This window comes from Burkholderia sp. IMCC1007 (genome assembly GCF_027257875.1).
Taxonomy (GTDB): Bacteria; Pseudomonadota; Gammaproteobacteria; order Burkholderiales; family Burkholderiaceae; genus Burkholderia.
Genome location: NZ_JAPVQY010000035.1, coordinates 1 through 22,762 on the forward strand (window position 1 = coordinate 1; position 22,762 = coordinate 22,762).

The window sequence follows — 22,762 nt, forward strand, 5'->3', positions numbered from 1 at the left end:
CATGAGGCGGTCGTTGATCTCGGGCGGTCGCACGTGAATGCTGACCATGTCGGGAATCGCCCCCCGCCGATCGGTGCCGCGCGATCGCGGCAGGCGCTTGTTGCGGTGCTGGCGCAGGCAGGCAATCAGCTCGCGGCGCAGCTCGCCGCGGGGCTGGGCGTAGATGGCGTTGTAAATCGTTTCGTGGGACACGTGCAGGCTCGGATCGTCGGGGAAGGTGCGCTTCAGGGTAGCTGCAATCTCCTGCGGGGACCACTGTCGCTCGCGCAAGCGCTGGCAAACGACACCCCAGAGAATCGAGTCGGGAGCGAGCTTAAGCGCAGGGCGCGCGGCCTGCCGTCGAATGTTGCGGGACGCTTGGGCTACATGTGGGCAGTACAGGCCGTCGGTCTGCGTGTTGCGGGCCAGTTCGCGACTCAACGTCGAGGGTGCGCGATTGAGCTTGCGGGCGATCGCCCGCAAGCTCAATCCCTCATCCCGCCAGAAGTCGAATCTCATACGTTCTTCAGGTTGCAGTTGTTGGTACGTTCTCTTTGCCATTCACGGAATTTACCGGCTGGCGAGAGTGTTGCACTTCAGATTTGAGACCGCCCTTTCTAACCGGATACCTCGGTGTTTAAAGCCACACAGTCACGTAAAGCGACGTTGGATGCCCCCGGGCTAAAGCGACGCGCTCGTTGACCACATGGCCCGGTGCCTGCATCCGAGCCTGACCGACGCGCAATCCACCATCGATACGCGCAGCCGTCATGCCCGGCACGCAGAGTCTGCCGCGATGGCAAACCGTCTCCCGGTGATCGACTGAAACGTCAGCGCGCGCGCCGCATCGTCACCCCCTCACGCCGCCTTCGCATGCACGCCGAGCCGCCGCAACGCCTGCCCGTTTTCGTCGAACAGATGGCAGTGCTCCGCCTGCGCATGCACGTGCAGCGCCTCGCCGGTGCGATACGTGTCGAGCGGCGGAATCCGGGCGATCAGCCCGTCCGAGGCGACAGCCGACTCCGCATACAGATACGCGGCATCGCCGAGCGATTCAACGGCCATCGTCCGCGCGGCGACACCGGCCGCCGCCTGCCCCACGATCAAATGCTCGGGCCGCACGCCAACGGTCACGGCCGCACCGCGCTGCAACCCCGCCGCATCGACCGCGACGTGCTGCGTCTCGCCGCTGCCGAAGCGCACCAGCACGCCCGTCGCATCGGCCGATTCGACCGTGCCCTTCAGGAAGTTCATCTTCGGCGAGCCGATGAAGCCCGCGACGAACTGGTTCGCCGGCGCGTGATAGAGCGCGTTCGGCGTGCCGACCTGCTGCACCGCGCCGCCCGACAGCACGACGATCTTGTCGGCAAGCGTCATCGCCTCGACCTGGTCGTGCGTCACGTAGATCATCGTCGTCTTCAGCTCGTCGTGCAGCCGCGCGAATTCCAGCCGCATCTTCACGCGCAGCGCGGCGTCGAGGTTCGACAACGGTTCGTCGAACAGGAACACCTTCGGCTTACGCGTGATCGCGCGGCCGATCGCGACGCGCTGCCGCTGGCCGCCCGACAGCTGCTTCGGCTTGCGGTCGAGCAGATGATCGATGTGCAGGATCTTCGCGGCCTGCTTCACCGCCTGGTCGATCTCGGGCTTCTTCGCGCCCGCGAGCTTCAGGCCGAACGCCATGTTGTCGTACAGCGTCATGTGCGGGTACAGCGCATACGACTGGAACACCATCGCGATGCCGCGCTTCGCGCTCGGCACGTCGTTGACCTTCGCGCCGTCGATCAGCAGGTCGCCGCTCGAGATGTCCTCCAGCCCGGCGATCATCCGCATCAACGTGGATTTGCCGCAGCCGCTCGGCCCGACGAACACGACGAATTCGCCATCGGCGATGTCGAGGTTCACGTTGCGCAGCACTTCGGTATCGTCGTAGCGCTTCGCGATGTTGCGCAGGAGCACGCTTGCCATGATCTGTCTCCGTTCGTTCGTGATGCGCCGCGTGGCACGCGGCGCGCAATCGTTCGTAGTTGCTAGTTGGGCAGCACCGCACCCGTCGCCTGCCAGCGCGCGACGTAGCCGGGCAGCTCGTGCATGTCGTCGAATACGTGACGCGCGCCGATGCTGCGCAACGCGTCGATCTGGGCGGCCGATGCGTGCCCGCCGCCAATGAAGCCGAGCACGGTCATGCCGGCCGCGGCGGCCGCGGTGATGCCGGCCACGCTGTCCTCGACGACGAGGCATTGCGCGGGCACGACGCCGAGCGTGTGCGCGGCCGCGAGATACACGTCGGGCGCCGGCTTCGGGCGCGCGACGGCGTCCGCGCAGAACATCCGGTCGCCGAAGAAACGTGCGAGGCCGGTGCGCGCGAGCGCCGCCTCGACGTACGCGCGGTAGCTGTTGCTCGCGCATGCGGTGGTCAGCGTGATCGCGGCGAGCGCTTCGTCGATGCCGTCGACCATCGGCGCGTTGACGGCCGCCGCCTCGACCGCGCGGCGAATCGCGTCGACGTCGTCGGCCGACAGCGTGCGCCCGAGCGCTTCGCTCGCGCCGGCCAGCACGCGCTCGATGCGCAGCCCGAGCAGCGGCATCACCGCCGGCCGCGCATCGATACCCGGCCAGCGCGCATCGAGTTCGCGCACGAGCACGTCGGCGGCCACGGCCTCGCTGTCGATCAGCACGCCATCGCAATCGCAGATCAGCACGTTCGTCCGTTCGCTTGCGCCGCTCATTTGACGGCCCCGAACGTGAGCCCGCGCACGAGCTGCTTCTGCGACAGCCAGCCGACGATCAGGATCGGCGCGACCGCGAGCAGCGATGCCGCGGACAGCTTCGCCCAGAACAAGCCTTCGGGGCTCGAGTACGACGCGATGAACACGGTCAGCGGCGCCGCGTTCGAGCTCGACAGGTTGATGCTCCAGAACGCCTCGTTCCACGACAGGATCACGAGCAGCAGCGCGGTGGACGCGAGCCCCGGCAGCGCCATCGGCATCAGCAGATAGACGATCTCCTGCCACGTCGACGCGCCGTCGATGCGCCCGGCTTCGAGGATGTCCTTCGGGATCTCGTTGAAATACGTGAAGGTCATCCACACCGCGATCGGCAGGTTGATCAGCGTGTAGACGATCACGAGCCCCGACACGGTATCGAGCAGCCCCGCGTTCTTCCACAGCAGATAGATCGGCACCAGCACGCCGACCGACGGCATCATCTTGGTCGACAGCATCCACAGCAGCACTTTCTGCGTGCGGTGGTTCGGGAAGAACGCCATCGCGTACGCGGCCGGCACCGCCAGCAGCAGCGAGATCGCCGTGACGCCGGCCGAGATCAGTACCGAATTCCATGCGAACGCGAAGTAGTTGCTGCGCGCGAACACCTCGCGGAAGCTGTCGAGCGTCGGCATGAAGAACAGCGACGATGCGTACGCCTGCTGCTCGGTCTTGAACGCGGTGATCGCCATCCAGAAGATCGGGAAGAACAGCAGCAGTGCGATGAGCCACGCGAGCGCGCCGGGCAGCGCGCGCCGCACGAGGTCGAATGCAGCCGGCGCGCGCCGGCCTGCCAAGGTCAGGTCGCTCATTTTTCGTACTCCCCTTTCAGGTTGCGCGCGAGCATCCGCACGAGGAAGAACGACACGACGTTCGCGACCACGACGGCGATGATGCCGCCCGCGGACGCGAGGCCGACGTCGAACTGCTGCAGGCCGAGCGCATAGATCAGGTACGACAGGTTGGTGGTCGCGTCGCCCGGGCCGCCGCCCGTCGTCGTGTAGATCTCCGCGAAGATCGACAGCAGGAAGATGGTCTCCATCATCACGACCACGGCGATCGCGCGCTTCAGGTGCGGCAGCGTGATGTAGAAGAACATCGCGATCGGGCCGGCGCCGTCGATGCGCGCGGCTTCCTTCTGCTCCTGGTCGAGCGACTGGATCGCGGTGAACAGGATCAGGAACGCGAACGGCAGCCATTGCCATGCGACGATCATGATCACGGCGGTGAGCGGGTAATCGGCGAACCAGTCGACCGGCGTCATCCCGAGCGCGCGCATCGCGTTCGCGACGAGCCCGTACACCGGATGCAGGATCATGTTCTTCCAGATCAGCGCGGCAACCGTCGGCATCACGAAGAACGGCGCGATCGCGAGCAGCCGCGCGATGCCCTGCCCGTAGAACTTGCGGTCGAACAGCACGGCCATCAGCACGCCGCCGACCACCGTGATCGCGAGCACCGCGCCGATCAGCACGAGCGTGTGCCAGATCGCCGGCAGGAACGACGGATCGGTCGCGAGGAAGCGGTAGTTGTCGAACCCGGCGAAGCCCTTCACGTCCGGGTTCAGCAGGTTGTAGCGCGAGAACGAATACCAGATCGTCATCGCGAGCGGAATCGACATCCACAGCAGCAGCACCGCGACGGACGGCGAGACGAGCCAGCGTGCGCCGCCCCGTGTGCGGCGCGGTGCGCCCGGCGGCGACGCCGCGTCGCCGACCGACGGCGCGTGGCTCAGGGGAAGACGTAAGTGACGCATGATCGGAGTCCCTCCAGTTGAGGCGCGGGCGCGAACGGCTGCCCGCCTTTCTGCTGACGCGACACGCATCCGTGCGCAATGAGGCGCACGGTGCGGGCCGCCGCGTTACTTCTTGTAGCCGGCCTGGCGCACCGCGCGATCCGCGGCGGCCTGTCCGGCGGCGAGCGCCTGGTCGACCGGCATCTGGCCGGCCACCGCGCCGGCAATCGCCTGACCAACCACCGTGCCGAACGACTGGAATTCAGGAATCCCGACGTACTGCACGCCCGTGTACGGCACCTTCTTCAGCGACGGATCGTTCGGGTCGGCCGTCTCGATCGCCTTCAGCACGAAGTCCGAGAACGGCGCGGCAGTCTTGTACTCGGCGCGCTGATACGTCGACGTACGCGTGCCCGGCGGCACCGACGCCCAGCCTTCGTCCTTGCCGACCATCTCGATGTACTGCTTCGACGTCGCCCACGCGATGAACTTGCGCGCGGCGTCCTGCTGCTTCGACGTCTTCGGCACGGCCAGCGCCCACGCCCACAGCCAGTGCGAGCCCTTCGGCGTCGCGGCGACCGGTGCGGCCGCGAAGCCGATCTTGTCGGCGACCTGCGACTGCTGTTTGTTATAGAGCATCCCGGCCGCGACCGTCGCGTCGATCCACATCGCGCACTTGCCCGATGCGGTCAGCGTCAGGTTCTCGTTGAAGCCGTTCGAACTCGCTCCCGGCGGGCCGTCTTTCTTCAGCAGATTCACGTAGAACGTGATCGCCTTCTTCCATTCGGGCGACGTGAGCTGCGCGTTCCAGTTCTCGTCGAACCAGCGTCCGCCGAACGTGTTCACGACCGTCGACACGTACGCCATGTTCTCGCCCCAGCCGGCCTTGCCGCGCAGGCAGATCCCGTAGGTGCCCTTCGACTTGTCGGTCAGCTTGTCCGCAAATTCGGCGATCTGTTCGTAGGTCGGCTGGTCGGGCATCTTCAGCCCCTTCGCCGCGAACAGGTCCTTGCGGTAGAACGTCATCGAGCTTTCGACGTAGAACGGCAGCGCGTACAGCTGGCCGTTGTACGACAGGCTGTCGCGCGCGGTCTTCACGATGTCGTTCAGGTCGTAGTCGGCGGGCAGCCCGGTGATCGGCGCGAGCCAGCCGCGCTTGCCCCACTGCGGCGTTTCATAGGTGCCGATCGCCATCACGTCAAACTGGCCGCTGCCGGTCGTGATGTCGGTGGTCGCGCGCTGGCGCAGCACGTTCTCCTCGAGGATCACCCAGTTCAGCTTGATGTCGGGATTCGCCTTCTCGAACGCCGGCGACAGCTTCTTCAACTCGATCATGTCAGGGTTGTTCAGCGTCGCGATCGTCAGCGTGCCGGCGGACGCCGCGCAGGTCGCCGTCGCGAGCGCGGCTCCGGCGAAACAGCGTGCGGCGGCGTCGAGCATCTTTCGTTGCATGGCATGTCTCCTGTGATTGTTCGAACTGCGTCGTTATTGCATCGTTATTGCGTCGTCATTGCGTCGTGTCCTTCGCGGCCCGTCACACCCGCCGCTGCATTCCGCACGCGCGCGCATAGTGCGCGATCACGTCGCGTATCCGGTGGCGCACCCATGCGCGCGGCTCTTTCGCGAGATCGCCCGCGCGGCACGCCGCGTACACGTCCGGCAGCCACTGCGCGACGAGCGTTTCCGGCACCGGTTGCCGCGCGAGGTTGTCGAACATCTGCTCGACCGCCGCCGCGACGGCCGGCTGCAGCCAGTAGTAACGGATCCGGTCGCTGTAGCTGAACTGGCGCGCAAGCCGCTGCTCGGTCTCGTCGCCGCGGTAGTACGGCGCCCAATGCTCGGGTTGCGCGCGCATCGCGGCGTCGACCACGTCGCGCAGCCGCGAACGCTGCGCGGCGTCGTCGATCAGCGCGTCCTCGATGAAGGTCAGCGCGAACAGCGCCTCGCGCAGCGCGAAGGTCAGCGCGGGGCCGACCTTCAGTATGGCGAAGTGATCGCGCACGAGCGCGGCGAGCGCGCCTTCGGTCTGATAGTCGGTCGAATGCGCTTCGAACACGAGGCGCGGCGTGCGCAGGATGCTTGCGCCGAGCGATGCGGCCTTCGTGCTGTCGTAGTCGAGCACGTGGCGATCGTCGAAGTCGACGCCCGGCTGCGCGACGATCGCGACCACGCGCGTCCACGCGTCGTCGAGCCCCGCCGCCGCCAACGCGCTGCGGTGCGCGTCGAGTGTCGCGGCGATGCTGTCGCTGCGCGTGACCGCGATCTGCGCGATCGCGTCGCCGCTTGCGTCATTGCCGGCCGCGCCGCTCACCTCGCCGCCCGGCGTCGGCACTTCGGTGCCGATCACGTAGACGGGCGCGGTGCCGGCCCGCGCCGCCGCGTCTTCCGCTGCGCGACACAGCTCGGCCGCACGCGCGGCTATCGTGCGATCGTCGAGCCGCGCGGGGTCGTCCGCGCACGCCATGCTGGCATCGAGATGAATCTTTTCGAACCCGGCTTCGACGTAGGCCGCGACCATCGCAGCCGCTTCGCGCATCGCGTCGGCCGCGCGGCGGTGTCGCCACGGATTGGGGCCCAGATGATCGCCGCCGAGCACGAGCGCCGACGGCGCGAGCCCGCAGCGCTGCGCAATCGCATCGACGTCGCGCCGGAAATCGGCCGGCGTCATGCCCGTATAGCCGCCGAGATGATTCACCTGGTTGCAGGTCGCCTCGATCAAGAGCGGCGAGCCGTCGGCGCGCGCGGCTTCGCATGCGGCTTCCAGCACGAGCCGGTGCGCGCTGCAAATCGAATAGATGCCACGCTGTGCGTCCGCGCGGTTCGCGTCGAAGATCATCCGCAGCACGGCGTCGGCATGCGCGATGCGCGCGCGCTCGGCGGTGGGGGTCAAGCCGGACATGCGATACCTCGTTCGGTCAGGAAACGGTCGATCTCGGCGGCGCCGCTGTTGCCCTCCATCGGGCCGCGCCGCGTGACCGCGATCGCGCCGGCCGCGTTCGCACGGCGCAATGCCACATCGATCGGCAGGCCGGCCACCAGGCTCGCGACCAGCGTGCCGCCGAAGCAGTCGCCGGCGCCCGTCGGGTCGAGTTCGTCGACGACGTACGCGGCCGCATCGACGCGGCTTGCGCGATCGAACGCGACGCTGCCTTGGGCGCCGCGCTTGAGCACGACGCGCTCGAGCAACGGATGCGTCGCGAGCAAGCCCGCGATCGCCCGCTCGGCCGGCTGCGGCCCGCAGAAGAACGGCAGGTCGGCCTCGCTCGGCAGGAACAGGTGGCACGCGGCGAGCATCTCGTCGAGCGCCGCGCGCATCGGGCGGAAGCTCAGCATCTCGGGCCGCACGTTCGGATCGAACGACACCTTCGCGCCGGCGCGCGCCGCCTCGATCACGCCGCGCTGCACCGCCGCGATCGCCGATTCGCTCGTCAGCGACGAGCCCATCACGTGGAAGTAGCGGCAGCCGCCGAACATCGCGGCGTCGACGTCGGATGCATCGACGCAGGCGGCCGCACTGGTGGACAGCGCAAACACGAAGCTGCGCGACCCGTCGTCGCGATACGCGACGAACGCGGTGCCGGTCGGGCGTGCGACGCGGCGGATGCGCGCGACGTCGACGCCGTCGCGTGCGAGCCGTGCGACGATCGCGTCGCCGAACGCATCGCGACCGACGCAGCCCGCATACGCGACGCGCGCGCCGAGCCGCGCGGCCTGGTCGGCGAAGATCGCCGGCGCGCCGCTCGGAAACGGCCCGGCGAACAGGCCCGGCGTGTCGAAACCCTGGCCACGCTCGGCGGCGACGAATTCGGCCAGCAGTTCGCCGGCGACGACGATCTCGGCCATCAGGCGAGCCCTCCTCGTGCGCCGGCGGGCGCGGCGTGCGGCCATGCCGCCGCATCGCGGGCCGGCTGGCGAATGGCGCGTGCGAGCGGCGCCATATCAGCTCATCCAGTTGCCGCCGTCGACGTTCAGCGTCTGGGCGGTGATGTAGTCGGCGTCGGCCGACGCGAGAAACAGCGCGGCACCGGTCAGGTCGCCCGGCACGCCCATGCGGCCGAGCGGCACGGCTTCGCCCACGAGCCGCTTCTTCTCGCCGAGCGGCCGGTTCTCGTAGCGCGCGAACAGCGCATCGACCTGTTCCCACATCGGCGTGTCGACCACGCCCGGGGCGATGCCGTTCACGTTGATCCGGTGCGGCGCGAGCGCGAGCGCGGCGGACTGCGTGTAGCTGATCACCGCGGCCTTGGTCGCGCAGTAGTGCGAAACGAGTGCCTCGCCGCGACGCCCTGCCTGCGACGACATGTTGACGATCTTGCCGCCGCGGCCCTGCTCGACCATCCGCTGCGCGACGGCCTGCATCAAAAAGAACAGCCCTTTCACGTTGACCGAGAACAGCCGGTCGAACACGTCCCACGATTCGTCGAGGAGCGGGCGCATGTCGAACAGCGCCGCGTTGTTGAACAGGATGTCGACGCCGCCGAAGCGCTCGACCGCCGTGGTGACGATCCGTTCGATGTCGTCGCGGCGCGTGACGTCCGCGGTGACCGCCACCGCGCGGCCGGGATTCGCTTCGATCAGCCGCGCAAGCGACCCGCTCGGCGGTTTCACGTCGACCAGCACGCAGCGCGCGCCCTCGTCCAGATAGCGTTGCGCGACCGCTTCGCCGATGCCGCTTGCCGCGCCCGTCAGGATCGCGACCTTGTTGTCCAGTCTCACTGGTTGTCTCCGGTTCGTTCTGCTGGATGAAGGCCGCGAGGTGAGCGAACGCTCGCTAGCCGATCAATTGCTCTGTTGGTGATCGAATGATCGGATACGCGATTCGCGCTGTCAAGGCGACCTGGCGGCTTTCGATGATGCGCTGCGGCACGGCGGCATGGGCCGCGCGCGGGGGACGCGCGCCTGGCAAGGCGCGGCGCGGTGGGTGCGGCGCGGCTGAAGCGGCGCTGAAGGGGACGGAGTGCGGGCCGAACCGAGAATTCGCGCTGCACGGGGACGGGATACGTTATATCATCGCGATACTTCGTTTCATTCGCGTGCTTCACGCCATGGCTACCTCATCGTCCATTGACGCCCGGCTGTCCCGGGCCGACGCATTCGCCGCCGAGCACGGGCTCGCGTGGACGCCGCTGCGCCGTCAGGTCTACGAACGCGTGCTCGCCGCGCAGCGCCCGATCGGCGCATACGACCTGCTCGCCGAACTCGAACCGCAACGCGGCCGCGTGCCGCCCACGACCGTCTATCGCGCGCTGGATTTCCTCGTCGAACACGGGTTCATCCACCGGATCGAATCGAAGAACGCGTTCTTCGCGTGCTGCGAGATCGGGGTGCCGCATGAAGGCCAGTTCCTGATCTGCGATTCGTGCGGCGATACCGTCGAGATTCCGGGCAGCGACCTCGCGAAGCAGTTGTCCGCGAGCGCGCCCGCGCACGGTTTCGAAGTCCACCATCAGGTGGTCGAGCTCAACGGCCTGTGCGGGCACTGCAAGGCCAAGCCCGCGCAGCGCTGAGCCCGCATCGCACGGCGCCGTGCCGGCGCCCTTTCCAACGAGGAGTTTCATGTCCATTGCCCTGAAGCGCGCGCCGCGGCGTGCCCTGTCGCTTGCACGCCTGTTTGCCGTCACGGCCGCCGCGCTGTCGCTCGCGGCGCCCGGTTTCGCGCAGGCCGCGACCGTCAACGTCGTCGCCGCGGAGAATTTCTATGGCGACGTCGCGTCGCAGATCGGCGGCAGCCACGTCGCGGTCACCAGCATCCTCAGCAATCCCGACCAGGATCCGCACCTGTTCGAAGCGAGCCCGAAAACCGCGCGCGCGCTGCAGCACGCGCAGGTCGTGATCTACAACGGGGCCGCCTACGATCCGTGGATGGGGAAGCTGCTGTCCGCGTCGAAGCAGGCCAGGCGCGCGACGATCGTCGTCGCCGATCTGGTCGGCAAGAAGCCCGGCGACAATCCGCACCTGTGGTACGACCCGGCGACGATGCCGGCCGCCGCACGCGCGATCGCCACCGAGCTCGGCCGCGCGGACCCGGCGAACAAGGCCGAGTACGATGCGAACCTGCAGAAGTTCGTCGCGTCGCTGAAGCCCGTCGACGACAAGGTCGCCGCGCTGCGCGCGCAGTACAAGGGCGTGCCGGTGACGGCCACCGAACCCGTGTTCGGCTACATGTCGGATGCGATCGGCCTCGACATGCGCAACCTGCGCTTCCAGCTCGCGACGATGAACGACACCGAAGCCAGCGCGCAGGATGTCGCCGCGTTCGAGAACGACCTGCGCAAGAAGCAGGTGCGCGTGCTGATCTACAACAGCCAGGCCGAAGAACCGATGACCAAGCGGATGCTGAAGATCGCGCGTGACGCCGGCGTGCCGAGCGTCAGCGTCACCGAGACGCAACCGGCCGGCAAGACCTTCCAGCAATGGATGGCCGGTCAGCTCGACGCGCTCGCCGCCGCGCTTGCCGCCACCAGGAAATAACCGCCGCAACCCAATGACTGCCACTCCCCACGCACTTGACGTCGATCGCGTCACGCTCGAACTGGGCGGTCGCACGATCCTGCGCGACGTCAGCTTCTCGATCGAACCCGGCGAATTCGTCGGCGTGCTCGGGCCGAACGGCGCGGGCAAGACGACGCTGATGCGCGCGGTGCTCGGCCTCGTCCCCGTGTCGAGCGGCACGCTGTCGGTCGGCGGCGTGCCGCTCGTGCGCGGCAACGCGTCGATCGGCTACATGCCGCAGATCAGGAGCGGCCTCGCGAATCGCCGGATGCGCGGCTACGACTTCGTCGCGATGGCCGCCGACGGCCACCGCTGGGGGCTGCCGCACACGAATGCCGCGACGCGGCGCGACGTCGACCGCGTGCTCGATCTCGTCGGCGGCCCCACGCTCGCGCGCCGGCCGCTGTCGGAACTGTCCGGCGGCGAGCGCCAGCGCCTGCTGCTCGCGCAATGCCTGCTCGGCAGCCCGAAGCTGCTGCTGCTCGACGAGCCGCTGATCAGCCTCGACCCGAACCATCAGCGCGGCGTGGTCGAACTCGTGCGCAGCGTGCAGCGCGAGCTCGGCATCACCGTGCTGTTCTCCGCACACGAGCTGAATCCGCTGCTGAACGCGCTCGACCGCGTGCTGTATCTCGGCAACGGCGTCGCCGCGCTCGGCACCGTCGACGAGGTGATCACCAAGCCCGTGCTGTCGCGGCTGTACGGCTCGCCGATCGACGTGATGCGCGTGAACGGGAAGATCTTCGTGATGTCGGGCGACGTCGAAATCGAAAAGCACGATCACGAACACGAGGACGACGACGATCACTCGCACGGCGCCGGTGGCGGCAGCCACGGCCATCATCACCACGGACACGCTCATCCCGGGCAATCGCACGATGTTTGAATACGACTTCATGATCAACGCGTTCGCCGCGTCGGGGATCGTCGCGGTGCTCGCGGGCATCGTCGGTTACTTCCTGGTGCTGCGCGGACAAACCTTCGCCGGCCATGCGCTGTCGCACGTCGGCTTCACCGGCGCGACCGGCGCGGTGCTGCTCGGCATCTCGCCGATCTGGGGGATGGTCGGCTTCACGCTCGCGGCCGGGATCGGGATGGGCGCGCTCGGCGAACGGCTCGCGGGCCGCGACGTCGCGATCGGCGTGATCCTGTCGGGTGCGCTCGGCTTCGGGCTGCTGTTCCTGCACTTCTACACGTCGTTCGCGACGCAAGTCACGGCGCTGCTGTTCGGCAACGTGCTCGCGGTCAGCCACGATACGCTCTCGGTGCTGGCGGGCATCGGCGCGGTGAGCCTGATCGCGCTTGCGGTGATCGCGCGGCCGCTGCTGTTCGCGTCGCTGCAGCCCGAACTGGCGGAAGCCAAGGGCGTGTCGCTGCGTACGGTGTCGGTGCTGTTCCTCGCGGTGTGCGCGCTTGCAGTGGCCGCGGCGACGCAGATCGTCGGTGTGCTGCTGGTGTTCACGCTGCTGGTCGGGCCGGCCGCGGCCGCGCAGAACGTGGCGACGCGGCTGTCGACGGGCGCGCTGCTCGCTGCGCTGTTCGCACTGTTCGAAGCGTGGGTCGGGATTGCGCTCGCATATCACACCGACTGGCCGACGAGCTTCTGGATCACCGCGTTGTCGGCGCTGGTGTATGGGGCGAGTCTGTTGCGCAAGCCCTGATGACGTGGACGCCGCTCGATGCCGTCACATGCTCGCTCTCCACGCGCATAGCGCGGTCGCCGCGAGAATCAGAAAGCCGGCCCAGGGCCTGACACCGACCGCTCTGGATCTCGCGAGCAATACGATCTGCGTGATCGCAACGACCATCAGCAGTGCATAGACGACGAGCGTCCGGTCGCCTGCTTCGTCCTTGATTGCACCGATCGTGACGGAAGGATCGATTTCGTTCATCCACGCGTACTTGCTCCGGGTCATCGCGACGACGACGAGCAAGCCGGCGATACAGCCGGCATGAATGGCGAAACGGAGAAGTCGGGTCATATTTCGCATCCGGGCGTTAGCGCATGAGCCGCACGAAACGCGGCCAATGGGTGACGCCATGCAAACAGATTGAACACCCCCCAACTCGGGGAGTTGTTCGATACATCGCAAACCACGTCGTCCATCCGGATCGAAGCCTCGCTCGAATATGTTTTCCAACGATCAAATCGTCGATCATTATTCCGAAAAGCGATTCGGTTTCCTATAGAACGGGTACGAATTTGCGACGGTAAATGCTGTTTACGGATGCGTATTCGCGTTGCATGTATAGCGGCGAACGACGGCCACGTCGCCCCTGAGTGCGGCGACGGGCTGTCAGCGACAGCTCACCGCGCCAGCACGCGCGCGTGATGCGCGATGTGATCGGCGATGAACGTCGAGATGAAGTAGTACCCGTGGTCGTAGCCCGGATGGCGGCGCAGCGTCAGCGGCTGCCCTGCCTTCGCGCACGCGGCTTCGAACACGTCGGGGTTCAGCTGGTTCGCGAGGAACTGGTCGGCAAGGCCCTGGTCGACGAGGATGCCGTCCGCGAACTTCGGCGCATCCGCGCGCGCGACCAGTTCGCTCGCATCGTGCTGCTTCCACGCGTCGCGGTCGGCGCCGAGATAACCGGAGAACGCCTTCTCGCCCCACGGGCAGCGCGTCGGCGCGGCGATCGGCGCGAACGCCGACACCGACCGGTACAGGCCCGGGTGACGCAGCGCGAGCGTCAGCGCGCCGTGCCCGCCCATCGAGTGACCGAAGATCCCGAGCCGCGCGCCGTCGATCGGCAGCTCGGCCGCGACGAGCTCGCGCAACTCACCCGTCACGTACGACTCCATCCGGTAATGCGTCGACCACGGCGCTTGCGTCGCATCGACGTAGAAGCCCGCGCCGACGCCGAAATCCCACGCATCGGTCTCGCCCGCCACACCGGCACCGCGCGGGCTCGTATCGGGCATCACGAGCGCGACGCCGTGCTGCGCCGCGTATTGCTGCGCGCCGCCCTTGATCGCGAACGTCTCTTCGGTGCACGTGAGCCCCGCGAGATAGAACAGCGCCGGCACGCGGCCGTGCGCGGCCTGCGGCGGCAGGTACACCGAGAACTTCATCGGCAGGCCGATCGCCTTCGAATCGTGGCGATAGAAGCGTTGCTCGCCGCCGTGGCAAGCATGCGAAGAAACGAGTTCGAGCATGGGGTTTCCCTTCCGTTCAATACAGCACGATCGAGCGAATCGATTCGCGCTCGTTCATCAGGTCGCGTCCGCCGTCGATCTCATCGAGCGGCAGCGCGTGTGTGATCCGATCATAGACCTGCATCCGTGTCGATGGAGCCGGCGCTTCGGTACTGCTCCGAGCGACCTGCCCCGTGTAACGCCATGCCGCCCGGTACATTGGAGCGCCTGTCATGCCCGGCATGATCGTCGATCGCGGCACGCGTCGTGTGCCGGAAACAGCCGTCGGCTTGCCACGATGCGTCATCGCTGACGCACCCGGACAAGTGCCGAGTTTAAACACCCATCGTGAACCACGCATCGGTTCGTGCGTACAGGTCGACGAAGCGTGCATGACGTGCGGCCAGCGCGCGATCGTCGCGCGGCGCGGCCACGGGCGATGCGGCCGGCGCCAGCGTGTGCAACGCGTCTTCCCGCCAATGCCCGATCGCGACGCCCGCGAGCAGCCCGGCACCGCGTGTCGCGGCGTTCGGACAATCGACCGCATCGAGCGACGCGCCGAGCGCGTCCGCGAGCAACTGGCGCCAGCGCGGATCGACCGAGCCGCCGCCCGCGAGACGCAGCGTCGCCACCGGATCCGCACGGTTCGCGTCGCGGATCGCATCGAGCCCGGCGCGCAATGCGAACGCGACGCCTTCGAATGCCGCGCGCATCATCGCGCCGCGCGTATCGCCGAGCCCGAGACCGAGCCAGCCGCCGCGCGCATCGGGGTTCATCCATGGCGAACGCTCGCCCGTCAGATACGGCAGAAAACACACGCGCTCGGACGCCGGTTGCGCAAACGCGTCGTCGTATGCGTCGCGCCAGTTCGCATAACCGAGCCAGCCGCGCACGGCTTCCAGCGCGAGCCCGACGTTCTGCATCGCGGCCATCGTGTAGTAGCCGCCGCCGGCCGCCGTGCGATAGCGATGCAGTCCACGCCGCGCCGGTGGCAGCGCATCCGCGAGCACGACGATCTGGCCGCCGCTGCCGGTCGTCAGCAGTGCGTCGCCGGCCGCGACGAGCCCGCTGCCGAGCGCCGCACAGGCGGTATCGGCGGCGCCCGTCGCGAGCGGCACGCCGGCCGGCAGCCCGAGTGCCGCGGCGGCCTGCGCACCGAGCGCGCCGCAGCGCATGCCCGACGCCCTCACCAGCGCGAACAGGTCGGCCGGCAGGCCGAGCGCGTCGATCCGCCGCGCATCCCACGCGCCATCGGGCGTCGCGAGCGCGGTCGCGCACGCGTCGCTCGGATCGGCCGCAACGTCGCCGCCCAGCGCGACGCGCAGCCAGTCCTTCGGCTGCACGGCCCAGCGCGCGGCACGCAATGCATGCGGCTCGTGTTCGGCCAGCCAGCGCAACAGCGGGCCCGCCATGCCGGGCGCGACGGGGTTCGGTGCGACGGGCACACCGGCGACGGGCACACCGGCGCCGGCCCCGCTGACCATATCGGCTTCGCGCACCGCACGCGTATCGGGCCACAGCAGCGCGGGCCGCACCGGCTGCCCGGCCGCGTCGATCAGCACGACGCCATGCATCTGCCCGGAGAAACCGATCGCGACGACCTGCTCGCGCTCACCGGCCGGCAGTTTCGCGGCGGCACGCACGAGCGCATCCCACCACACGTGCGGCGAGATTTCCGCCCAGCCAGGCTGCGGCGACGACAACGAATAGGGTTCGCTCGCGACCGCACGCTCGGTGCCGTCGGCATCGAGCGTGACGAGTTTGATGGAGCCGGTGCCGAGGTCGATTCCGAGCAGGCGCATGACGCGGACGATATTCGAATGAACAAATGTCGATGATAGCGGGATCGCGATACGCGCCCCGCTTCGCGCTGCGAATTTGCGTATCGATGATGCTAAAACGCGGCCGCGGGCGGCGGGTGGCGCCGGGTGCACCTTGGCGCAGAAAACGACCGCTCGCGGGTTAACCCGGCACGATTTTTCGCCGGTCGAATTTGCCACTATGCCGCACGCGCGATACACACCATAAAGCCACCGATATTTGGCTCGGGGGTCCGCGCTATTTTGGAGCGCTATAAAACCGGGGAACCTCACTCCTGCGGCAGTTTCCCGATGATCGACACCCTGTTTCATGCCGAAATGGCATATCGAACCAGCAAAGAACGGAATAGTACCCAGCGCTCTTGTTGCATGGATTCATTCCGAATAACTTCGTATCACCCCGAAAACAAGATCATGGAGTGAGACAGATGCAATCGAACACGGTCCATCCGTGCGATGAGGTGCTGCCGACCGGCAAGCTTGTAACGCTTGGTCTCCAGCACGTCCTCGTCATGTACGCCGGCGCCGTCGCCGTGCCGCTCATCATCGGCGGCGCGCTGAAGCTGCCGAAAGACCAGATCGCGTTCCTGATCAGCGCCGATCTGTTTTCGTGCGGCATCGCCACGCTGATCCAGACGCTCGGCCTGTGGATCTTCGGAATCCGCCTGCCCGTCATCATGGGCTGCACGTTCGCGGCAGTCGGCCCGATGATCGCGATCGGCACCAACCCCGGCCTCGGCATTCTCGACATCTTCGGTTCAACGATCGCGGCCGGCATCATCGGCATCGTGCTCGCGCCGATGATCGGCAAGCTGTTGCGGTTCTTCCCGCCCGTCGTCGTCGGCACCGTGATCGCGGTGATCGGGCTGTCGCTGATGGAAGTCGGCATCAACTGGGCGGCCGGCGGCGTCGGCAACCCCGAATACGGCAGCCCCGTCTACCTCGGCCTGTCGCTGCTCGTGCTCACGCTGATCCTGCTGATCAACAAGTACGGCCGCGGCTTCCTCGCGAACATCTCGGTGCTGCTCGGCATCGTCGCCGGCTTCGTGATCGCGTTCGCGATCGGCCGCGTGAATACCGACGGCGTCGCGCACGCGCCGTGGGTCGGCATCGTGATGCCGTTCCACTTCGGCTTGCCGCACTTCGACCCGCTGTCGATCGCGACGATGGTCACGGTGATGTTCGTCACGTTCATCGAATCGACCGGGATGTTCCTCGCGGTCGGCGACATGGTCGACCGTCCGGTGAACCAGGACCGCCTCGTGCGCGGCCTGCGCGTCGACGGTCTCGGCACGCTGATCGGCGGCATCTTCAACTCGTTCCCGCATACGTCGTTCTCGCAGAACGTCGGCCTGATCGGCGTGACGGGCGTGAAGAGCCGGTTCGTCTGCGCGACGGGCGGCGTGATCCTGGTCATGCTCGGCCTGTTTCCGAAGATGGCGCAGGTCGTCGCGTCGGTGCCGCCGTTCGTGCTGGGCGGCGCAGGCATCGTGATGTTCGGGATGGTGGCCGCAAACGGGATCAAGGTGCTGTCGAAGGTCGACTTCGTGAACAACACGCACAACCTGTTCATCGTCGCCGTGAGCGTCGGCATGGGCCTCGTGCCGGTGGTGTCGCCGCACTTCTTCTCGAAGCTGCCGCCGGCGCTCGCACCGATCCTGCACAGCGGCATCCTGCTGGCATCGGCGACCTCCGTGATCCTGAACATCGTGTTCAACGGCGTGAAAGGCGAGAAGGACGCTCGTTGCGACATCCGCCGTGCCGGACACGACTTCGACGGACGCGCGGCCGACGTGCACCACTGATCGGGCCGCCGCGCCGGACGACGGCGCGCAGCGGCAGTCATGTAAAGCGCCACGGCATGCCGTGGCGTTTTGCTTTGGGGGCGCAGGACCACGCGCGGTGTCCGGACGATCGCTCTGCGCGCGAGAAGGTGGGTCGCCGGCAACGCGACGCACGCCTCGTCCCGACAACGGCCTTCCCCGCGCACGATCCGGCAGCGCACAAAGAAAACGCCACGGACTTTCATCCGTGGCGTTCTCGTTTCCGCATACAGCCGGTACGACGTGCAAGCGCGGCAACCGCGCCTGCCCTTTCCTGCGCTTACCCGTTCGTCGCCGCTGCCGACGCAGGCGCCGGCGCAGCTTCCTGGTCGTAGTCGACCGGCGCATCCGGCGCGCGCGGCGCTTCGCCTGCACGCTGGATCCACCCGCCGCCCAGTGCACGGTACAGGGTGACCAGGTTCGTCCAGCGCGCCAGACGCGCGCTGATCAGCGACTGCTGCGCCGAGTACAGATCGGTCTGCGCGGTCAGCACCGACAGGTAGCTGTCGACGCCGTTCTTGTAGCGCAGGTCGGACAGCTCGAAACGGCGCTGCTGCGCATGCTCGTTGCGCTCGAGCGCGGCGATCTGCTGATCGTACGTGCCGCGTGCCGCCAGCCCGTCGGACACTTCGCGGAACGCCGACTGGATCGCCTTCTCGTAGTTGGCGATCTCGATACGCTTCTGCACGTTCGCGAGGTTCAGGTTCGCGAGGTTCTGCCCGCCTTCGAAGATCGGCATCGTGATCTGCGGCGCGAACGACCACGCCGCCGTGCCGGCCTTGAACAGGCCGCCGAGCGTCGGGCTGCCGGTACCGAACGCGCCCGTCAGCGAGATGCGCGGGAAGAACGCCGCACGCGCCGCGCCGATGTTCGCGTTCGCGGCCAGGAGCGTCTGCTCGGCCTGCATCACGTCCGGACGACGCGTCAGCAGGTCCGACGGCAGGCCGGCCGGCACGTCCGTCAGCAGGTTCTGCGCGTCGAGCGGCATGCCGGCCGGCAGATCGTCCGGCAACGGCTCGCCGATCAGCAGCACCAGTCCGTTCAGTGCCTGCGCACGCGCACGCGCCTGCTGCTGCTGGTTCGCGAGCGCCGTCTCGACGACCGTCTGCGCCTGACGCAGCTCGAGCTCGGAGCCCGTGCCGTTGTCGAACCGCAGCTTGGTCAGGTCGTACTGCGCCTGAGCGGACTTCAGCGTGTTTTCCGTGACCTGCAGCAGGTCGTCGGTCGACAACAGCGTCAGGTACTGATCCGCCACTTGCGACACCAGCGAGATTTCCGACGCCTGCCGTGCATACGACGTCGACAGGTACTGCGCGAGCGCCTGGTCCTTCAGGCTCTGCACGCGACCGAACAGGTCGAGCTCCCACGACGCCGACAGCCCGACGTTGTAGGCGCGCGAGATGTACGGCGCTCCCGTCTGCGAAAGACCCTGCGGCACGCGCTGGATGCTGCCCGTGCCCGTGCCGTCGAGCGTCGGGAAGAGCCCCGCGCGCGTGATCTGGTACTGCGCACGCGCCGCCTCGATGTTCAGCACCGACACGCGCAGGTCGCGGTTGTTCTTCAGCGCGATCTCGATCAGCCGCTGCAGGCGCGGATCGACGAAGAATTCGCGCCAGCCGATGGCGGTCGCCGCCTGGCCGTTCGCGCTGCGCGCGCCGGCCGCACCCGGCTGCGTCGCATAGACGCCGCCGGCCGGATACGCCTGCGCGACGGGCGCGTCGGGCCGCTTGTAATGCGGCGCCATCGTGCAGCCTGTGGCAAAGAGCGCGACCGCGATTGCAGTCAAAGCGTGTTTTTGCATCATCACTGTCCCTTGTTGCCTTCGTCGCCGTTGCCCGGCTTCTCTTCGTGGTGCGAGTGCTCCTGAGCGAGGCGCAGCGCGTCGTCGACGTCTTCCTTCTCGCCGCTGAAGATCGCACGGATCTTCACGAAGAACATCGGGATCATGAAGATCGCGAGGAACGTCGCGGTGATCATCCCGCCGATCACGCCGGTACCGATCGCGTGCTGGCTGGCCGAACCCGCGCCGTTGCTGATCGCGAGCGGCATCACGCCGAGTATGAACGCGAGCGACGTCATCAGGATCGGACGCAGCCGCAGGCGCGCCGCTTCCAGCGCGGCCTCGATCGGCCCCATCTTCTCCGTCTGCTGCAGTTCGCGCGCGAACTCGACGATCAGGATCGCGTTCTTCGCGGACAAGCCCACCGTGGTCAACAGGCCGACCTGGAAGAACACGTCGTTCTCGAGGCCGCGCATCGTCGCCGCCAGCAGTGCGCCGATCACGCCGAGCGGCACCACCATGATCACCGAGAACGGGATCGACCAGCTTTCATACAGTGCCGCGAGACACAGGAACACGACCAGGATCGAGATTGCGTACAGGATCGGCGCCTGCGAACCGGACTGGATTTCCTGGAACGACAGGCCCGTCCACGAATAGCCGATACCGACCGGCAGCTTCTTCGCGAGCCCTTCCATCGCGGCCATCGCCTGACCGGTCGACTTGCCCGGTGCGGCCTGACCCTGGATTTCCATCGCCGACACGCCGTTGTAACGCTCGAGCTTCGGCGAACCGTACGTCCAGTGACCGGTCGCGAACGAGCTGAACGGCACCATCCCGCCCGACCCGTTGCGCACGTACCAGATGTTCATGTCCTCCGGCGTCATCCGGAACGGGGCATCGGACTGCACGTACACCTTCTTGATCCGGCCGTCGGTGTCGAGGAAGTTGTTCACGTACTTCGACGCCCACGCGATCGAGAACGTCTGGTCGATCGCATCCGCCGTCACGCCGAGCGCGTTCGCCTTCTCGCGATCGATGTCGACCTTGTACTGCGGCGTATCGTTCAGCCCGTTCGGACGCACGCCCTGCAGCGTCGGATCCTTCGAAGCCATCCCGAGCAGCTGGTTACGCGCGGCCATCAGCGCATCGTGGCCGAGGCCCGCGTTGTCGGTCAGCTCGAAGTCGAAGCCGGCAGCCGTGCCGAGTTCCGGAATCGACGGCGGGTTGAACGGGATCACGATCGCGTCCTTGTAGCCGCCGTAGCGTCCGAACATCCGGCCGATCAGCGCCTGCACCTTCTGGTTCGCGTGCTGACGCTGCGAGTAGTCCTTCAGGCGCACGAACACGAGACCAGAGTTCTGGCCGCGGCCCGCGAAGCTGAAGCCGTTGACCGTGAACGCCGATTCGACGATTTCCTTCTCGTCCTTCAGCAGGTAGTCGGAAATGTTCGCGAGCGTCTTCGCGGTCGTTTCCTGCGTCGAGCCCGACGGCGTCTGCACGATCACGAACATCAGGCCCTGGTCTTCATCGGGCAGGAACGACTTCGGCAGGCGCACGAACAGCAGCCCGACCGCGACGATCACGACCAGATAGATGATGAGCCAGCGGCCCGAGCGCTTGATCACGTGGTGAACGCCGACGTGATACTTGTCGCGGCTGTTGTTGAACGTGCGGTTGAACCAGCCGAAGAAGCCCTTCTTCTCTTCGTGATGCCCTTGCGGGATCGGCTTGAGGATCGTCGCGCACAGGGCCGGCGTCAGAATCAACGCGACGAGCACCGACAGCACCATCGCCGACACGATCGTCAGCGAGAACTGACGATAGATCGCGCCGACGGAACCGCCGGAGAACGCGACCGGCACGAACACCGCCGACAGCACGAGCGCCACGCCGACGAGTGCGCCGGTGATCTGGCCCATCGCCTTGCGGGTCGCCTCCTTCGGCGACAGCCCCTCTTCCGCCATCACGCGCTCGACGTTCTCGACCACCACGATCGCATCGTCGACCAGCAGGCCGATCGCGAGCACGAGGCCGAACATCGACAGCGTGTTGATCGAGAAGCCCACCAGCGACATGATCGCGAACGTGCCGAGCAGCACCACCGGCACCGCGATCGTCGGGATGATCGTCGCTCGCAGGTTCTGCAGGAACAGATACATCACGAGGAACACGAGCACGATACCTTCGAGCAGCGTCTTGACCACTTCCTCGATCGACAGCTTCACGAACGGCGTCGTGTCGTACGGATACTTGACGACGAGGCCGTGCGGGAAGAACGGTGCGAGCTCGTCGATCTTCGCGCGCACGGCCTTCGCGGTCGCGAGCGCGTTCGCGTTGGTCGCGAGCTGGATACCGAGTGCCGCGGTCGGCTGACCGTTGTACTTCGTGTCGAAGTTGTAGTTTTCGCCGCCGAGGCCGATCTGCGCGACGTCCTTCAGGCGCACCTGCGAACCGTCCTGGTTGACCTTCAGCAGGATGTTGCCGAACTGCTCGGGCGTCTGCAGCAGCGTCGATTCGGTGATCGTCGCCTGCAGCACGGTGCCCGGCTTGGCCGGCGTGCCGCCGATCTGGCCGCCCGCGATCTGCACGTTCTGCGCGGTGATCGCGCTCGTCACGTCGACCGGCGTGAGGCCGTAGTTGGTCAGGCGGGTCGGGTCGAGCCAGATCCGCATCGCGTACTGCGAGCCGAACAGCGTGACGGTACCGACGCCGTTCAACCGGCTGATCGGATCCTTCACGTGCGACGCCACGAAGTTCGCGAGGTCGTACTTGTTCATGCTGCCGTCTTCGGAGTTGAAGGCGAGCACCAGCAGGAAGCTGCTGCTCGACTTCGTGACCGACAGGCCGAGCTGCTGCACGACCTGCGGCAGAACCGGCGTCGCGAGCGACAGCTTGTTCTGGACCTGAACCTGTGCGATGTCGGCGTTGGTGCCCGGCGCGAACGTCAGCGTGATCGTCGCGTTGCCCGAGTCGTCACTCGTCGACGACATGTACAGGAAGTTGTCGAGACCGCTCATCTGCTGCTCGATCACCTGCGTCACCGTGTCTTCCACCGTCTTCGCGGAAGCGCCCGGGTAGTTCGCGGTGATCTGGATCGATGGCGGCGCGATCGTCGGATACTGCGAGATCGGCAGCGTGAAGATCGCCGCAACCCCGGCCAGCATCAGGATGATGGCGATCACCCACGCGAAGATCGGGCGATCGATAAAAAACTTTGCCATGAAACAGG

Annotated in this window: 19 protein-coding genes and 1 pseudogene; 5 read left to right on the plus strand and 15 right to left on the minus strand. The window is 67.1% G+C overall.

All coding sequences use genetic code 11. From position 1 onward, the window contains the following. From O1Q03_RS25515 to O1Q03_RS25555, 9 genes are all read right to left on the minus strand, one after another. Positions 1 to 540, minus strand: a 540-nt coding sequence (locus O1Q03_RS25515) for an IS30 family transposase (RefSeq protein ID WP_269506794.1), incomplete at its 3' end; no start/stop codon positions are given. Positions 541 to 837: 297 nt separating this feature from the next. Continuing rightward, the gene (locus O1Q03_RS25520) at positions 838 to 1,947 is read right to left on the minus strand and encodes an ABC transporter ATP-binding protein (RefSeq protein ID WP_269506795.1); all 1,110 of its coding nucleotides are present in this window, start codon (positions 1,945 to 1,947) and stop codon (positions 838 to 840) included. 62 nt (positions 1,948 to 2,009) lie between these two features. Then, entirely contained in the window at positions 2,010 to 2,708 is a 699-nt protein-coding gene (locus O1Q03_RS25525) for an HAD family hydrolase (protein ID WP_269506796.1), read from the minus strand. Beyond that, on the minus strand, positions 2,705 to 3,556 hold the full coding sequence (locus O1Q03_RS25530) for a carbohydrate ABC transporter permease (protein WP_269506797.1): 852 nt from the start codon (positions 3,554 to 3,556) through the stop codon (positions 2,705 to 2,707). The genes O1Q03_RS25525 and O1Q03_RS25530 overlap by 4 nt, the downstream gene beginning before the upstream one ends. Continuing rightward, positions 3,553 to 4,500: a carbohydrate ABC transporter permease gene (locus tag O1Q03_RS25535; protein ID WP_269506798.1), complete on the minus strand. Its 948-nt coding sequence runs from the start codon at positions 4,498 to 4,500 to the stop codon at positions 3,553 to 3,555. Before O1Q03_RS25535 ends, O1Q03_RS25530 begins: the two co-directional genes overlap by 4 nt. Positions 4,501 to 4,605: 105 nt before the next feature. Further along, on the minus strand, positions 4,606 to 5,931 hold the full coding sequence (locus O1Q03_RS25540; RefSeq protein WP_269506799.1) for an ABC transporter substrate-binding protein: 1,326 nt from the start codon (positions 5,929 to 5,931) through the stop codon (positions 4,606 to 4,608). An 82-nt stretch (positions 5,932 to 6,013) separates the two neighbouring features. Beyond that, positions 6,014 to 7,378, minus strand: a complete 1,365-nt coding sequence (locus O1Q03_RS25545; RefSeq protein ID WP_269506800.1) for a D-tagatose-bisphosphate aldolase, class II, non-catalytic subunit — start codon at positions 7,376 to 7,378, stop codon at positions 6,014 to 6,016. Continuing rightward, complete coding sequence (locus O1Q03_RS25550; RefSeq protein WP_269506802.1) at positions 7,366 to 8,322, minus strand: sugar kinase; 957 nt, start codon at positions 8,320 to 8,322, stop codon at positions 7,366 to 7,368. Before O1Q03_RS25550 ends, O1Q03_RS25545 begins: the two co-directional genes overlap by 13 nt. A 96-nt stretch (positions 8,323 to 8,418) precedes the next feature. Next, positions 8,419 to 9,195, minus strand: coding sequence for an L-iditol 2-dehydrogenase (locus O1Q03_RS25555; RefSeq protein WP_269506803.1), 777 nt, complete (start codon positions 9,193 to 9,195; stop codon positions 8,419 to 8,421). 329 nt (positions 9,196 to 9,524) lie between these two features. Here O1Q03_RS25555 and O1Q03_RS25560 point away from each other — a divergent pair, with 329 nt between their 5' ends. From O1Q03_RS25560 to O1Q03_RS25575, 4 genes are read left to right on the plus strand one after another with little or no spacing between them, the layout of a single operon-like run. Next, positions 9,525 to 9,986, plus strand: a complete 462-nt coding sequence (locus tag O1Q03_RS25560; protein ID WP_269506804.1) for a Fur family transcriptional regulator — start codon at positions 9,525 to 9,527, stop codon at positions 9,984 to 9,986. Between the two features lie 49 nt (positions 9,987 to 10,035). Next, entirely contained in the window at positions 10,036 to 10,950 is a 915-nt protein-coding gene (locus tag O1Q03_RS25565; protein WP_269506805.1) for a metal ABC transporter solute-binding protein, read from the plus strand. 13 nt (positions 10,951 to 10,963) lie between these two features. Further along, on the plus strand, positions 10,964 to 11,857 hold the full coding sequence (locus O1Q03_RS25570) for an ABC transporter ATP-binding protein (protein WP_269506806.1): 894 nt from the start codon (positions 10,964 to 10,966) through the stop codon (positions 11,855 to 11,857). Next, positions 11,850 to 12,632: a metal ABC transporter permease gene (locus tag O1Q03_RS25575; protein WP_269506807.1), complete on the plus strand. Its 783-nt coding sequence runs from the start codon at positions 11,850 to 11,852 to the stop codon at positions 12,630 to 12,632. The genes O1Q03_RS25570 and O1Q03_RS25575 overlap by 8 nt, the downstream gene beginning before the upstream one ends. Positions 12,633 to 12,656: 24 nt before the next feature. On the opposite strand, the gene O1Q03_RS25580 is transcribed toward O1Q03_RS25575, so the two are convergent. The 4 genes and pseudogenes from O1Q03_RS25580 to O1Q03_RS25595 all read right to left on the minus strand — a co-directional run bounded on the left by O1Q03_RS25580 (position 12,657) and on the right by O1Q03_RS25595 (position 15,909). Further along, positions 12,657 to 12,953 carry a hypothetical protein gene (locus O1Q03_RS25580; protein WP_269506808.1) on the minus strand — a complete coding sequence of 99 codons (297 nt, stop codon included), beginning with the start codon at positions 12,951 to 12,953 and terminating at the stop codon, positions 12,657 to 12,659. 326 nt (positions 12,954 to 13,279) lie between these two features. Then, positions 13,280 to 14,128 carry an S-formylglutathione hydrolase gene (fghA, locus tag O1Q03_RS25585; protein ID WP_269506809.1) on the minus strand — a complete coding sequence of 283 codons (849 nt, stop codon included), beginning with the start codon at positions 14,126 to 14,128 and terminating at the stop codon, positions 13,280 to 13,282. Positions 14,129 to 14,144: 16 nt separating this feature from the next. Beyond that, positions 14,145 to 14,240 (minus strand): annotated as a pseudogene (locus O1Q03_RS40250) (zinc-binding alcohol dehydrogenase); the annotation flags it as partial. 202 nt (positions 14,241 to 14,442) lie between these two features. Beyond that, positions 14,443 to 15,909, minus strand: a complete 1,467-nt coding sequence (locus tag O1Q03_RS25595) for a xylulokinase (RefSeq protein ID WP_269506811.1) — start codon at positions 15,907 to 15,909, stop codon at positions 14,443 to 14,445. A 446-nt stretch (positions 15,910 to 16,355) separates the two neighbouring features. Here O1Q03_RS25595 and O1Q03_RS25600 point away from each other — a divergent pair, with 446 nt between their 5' ends. Next, complete coding sequence (locus tag O1Q03_RS25600) at positions 16,356 to 17,732, plus strand: nucleobase:cation symporter-2 family protein (RefSeq protein WP_269506812.1); 1,377 nt, start codon at positions 16,356 to 16,358, stop codon at positions 17,730 to 17,732. Positions 17,733 to 18,030: 298 nt separating this feature from the next. On the opposite strand, the gene O1Q03_RS25605 is transcribed toward O1Q03_RS25600, so the two are convergent. Then, complete coding sequence (locus O1Q03_RS25605) at positions 18,031 to 19,554, minus strand: efflux transporter outer membrane subunit (protein ID WP_269506813.1); 1,524 nt, start codon at positions 19,552 to 19,554, stop codon at positions 18,031 to 18,033. Then, positions 19,554 to 22,754: an efflux RND transporter permease BpeB gene (bpeB, locus tag O1Q03_RS25610; RefSeq protein WP_269506814.1), complete on the minus strand. Its 3,201-nt coding sequence runs from the start codon at positions 22,752 to 22,754 to the stop codon at positions 19,554 to 19,556. Before bpeB ends, O1Q03_RS25605 begins: the two co-directional genes overlap by 1 nt. Between the last annotated feature and the right edge of the window lie 8 nt (positions 22,755 to 22,762).

Coding starts and splice junctions, on each gene's coding strand:
- O1Q03_RS25540 (WP_269506799.1), bottom strand. CDS start 5,931: ATGCAACGAAAGATGCTCGACGCCGCCGCACGCTGTTTCGCCGGAGCC.
- O1Q03_RS25545 (WP_269506800.1), bottom strand. CDS start 7,378: ATGTCCGGCTTGACCCCCACCGCCGAGCGCGCGCGCATCGCGCATGCC.
- O1Q03_RS25565 (WP_269506805.1), top strand. CDS start 10,036: ATGTCCATTGCCCTGAAGCGCGCGCCGCGGCGTGCCCTGTCGCTTGCA.
- O1Q03_RS25525 (WP_269506796.1), bottom strand. CDS start 2,708: ATGAGCGGCGCAAGCGAACGGACGAACGTGCTGATCTGCGATTGCGAT.
- O1Q03_RS25605 (WP_269506813.1), bottom strand. CDS start 19,554: ATGATGCAAAAACACGCTTTGACTGCAATCGCGGTCGCGCTCTTTGCC.
- bpeB (WP_269506814.1), bottom strand. CDS start 22,754: ATGGCAAAGTTTTTTATCGATCGCCCGATCTTCGCGTGGGTGATCGCC.
- O1Q03_RS25520 (WP_269506795.1), bottom strand. CDS start 1,947: ATGGCAAGCGTGCTCCTGCGCAACATCGCGAAGCGCTACGACGATACC.
- O1Q03_RS25600 (WP_269506812.1), top strand. CDS start 16,356: ATGCAATCGAACACGGTCCATCCGTGCGATGAGGTGCTGCCGACCGGC.
- O1Q03_RS25575 (WP_269506807.1), top strand. CDS start 11,850: ATGTTTGAATACGACTTCATGATCAACGCGTTCGCCGCGTCGGGGATC.
- O1Q03_RS25570 (WP_269506806.1), top strand. CDS start 10,964: ATGACTGCCACTCCCCACGCACTTGACGTCGATCGCGTCACGCTCGAA.
- O1Q03_RS25535 (WP_269506798.1), bottom strand. CDS start 4,500: ATGCGTCACTTACGTCTTCCCCTGAGCCACGCGCCGTCGGTCGGCGAC.
- O1Q03_RS25550 (WP_269506802.1), bottom strand. CDS start 8,322: ATGGCCGAGATCGTCGTCGCCGGCGAACTGCTGGCCGAATTCGTCGCC.
- O1Q03_RS25560 (WP_269506804.1), top strand. CDS start 9,525: ATGGCTACCTCATCGTCCATTGACGCCCGGCTGTCCCGGGCCGACGCA.
- O1Q03_RS25580 (WP_269506808.1), bottom strand. CDS start 12,953: ATGACCCGACTTCTCCGTTTCGCCATTCATGCCGGCTGTATCGCCGGC.
- O1Q03_RS25530 (WP_269506797.1), bottom strand. CDS start 3,556: ATGAGCGACCTGACCTTGGCAGGCCGGCGCGCGCCGGCTGCATTCGAC.
- fghA (WP_269506809.1), bottom strand. CDS start 14,128: ATGCTCGAACTCGTTTCTTCGCATGCTTGCCACGGCGGCGAGCAACGC.
- O1Q03_RS25595 (WP_269506811.1), bottom strand. CDS start 15,909: ATGCGCCTGCTCGGAATCGACCTCGGCACCGGCTCCATCAAACTCGTC.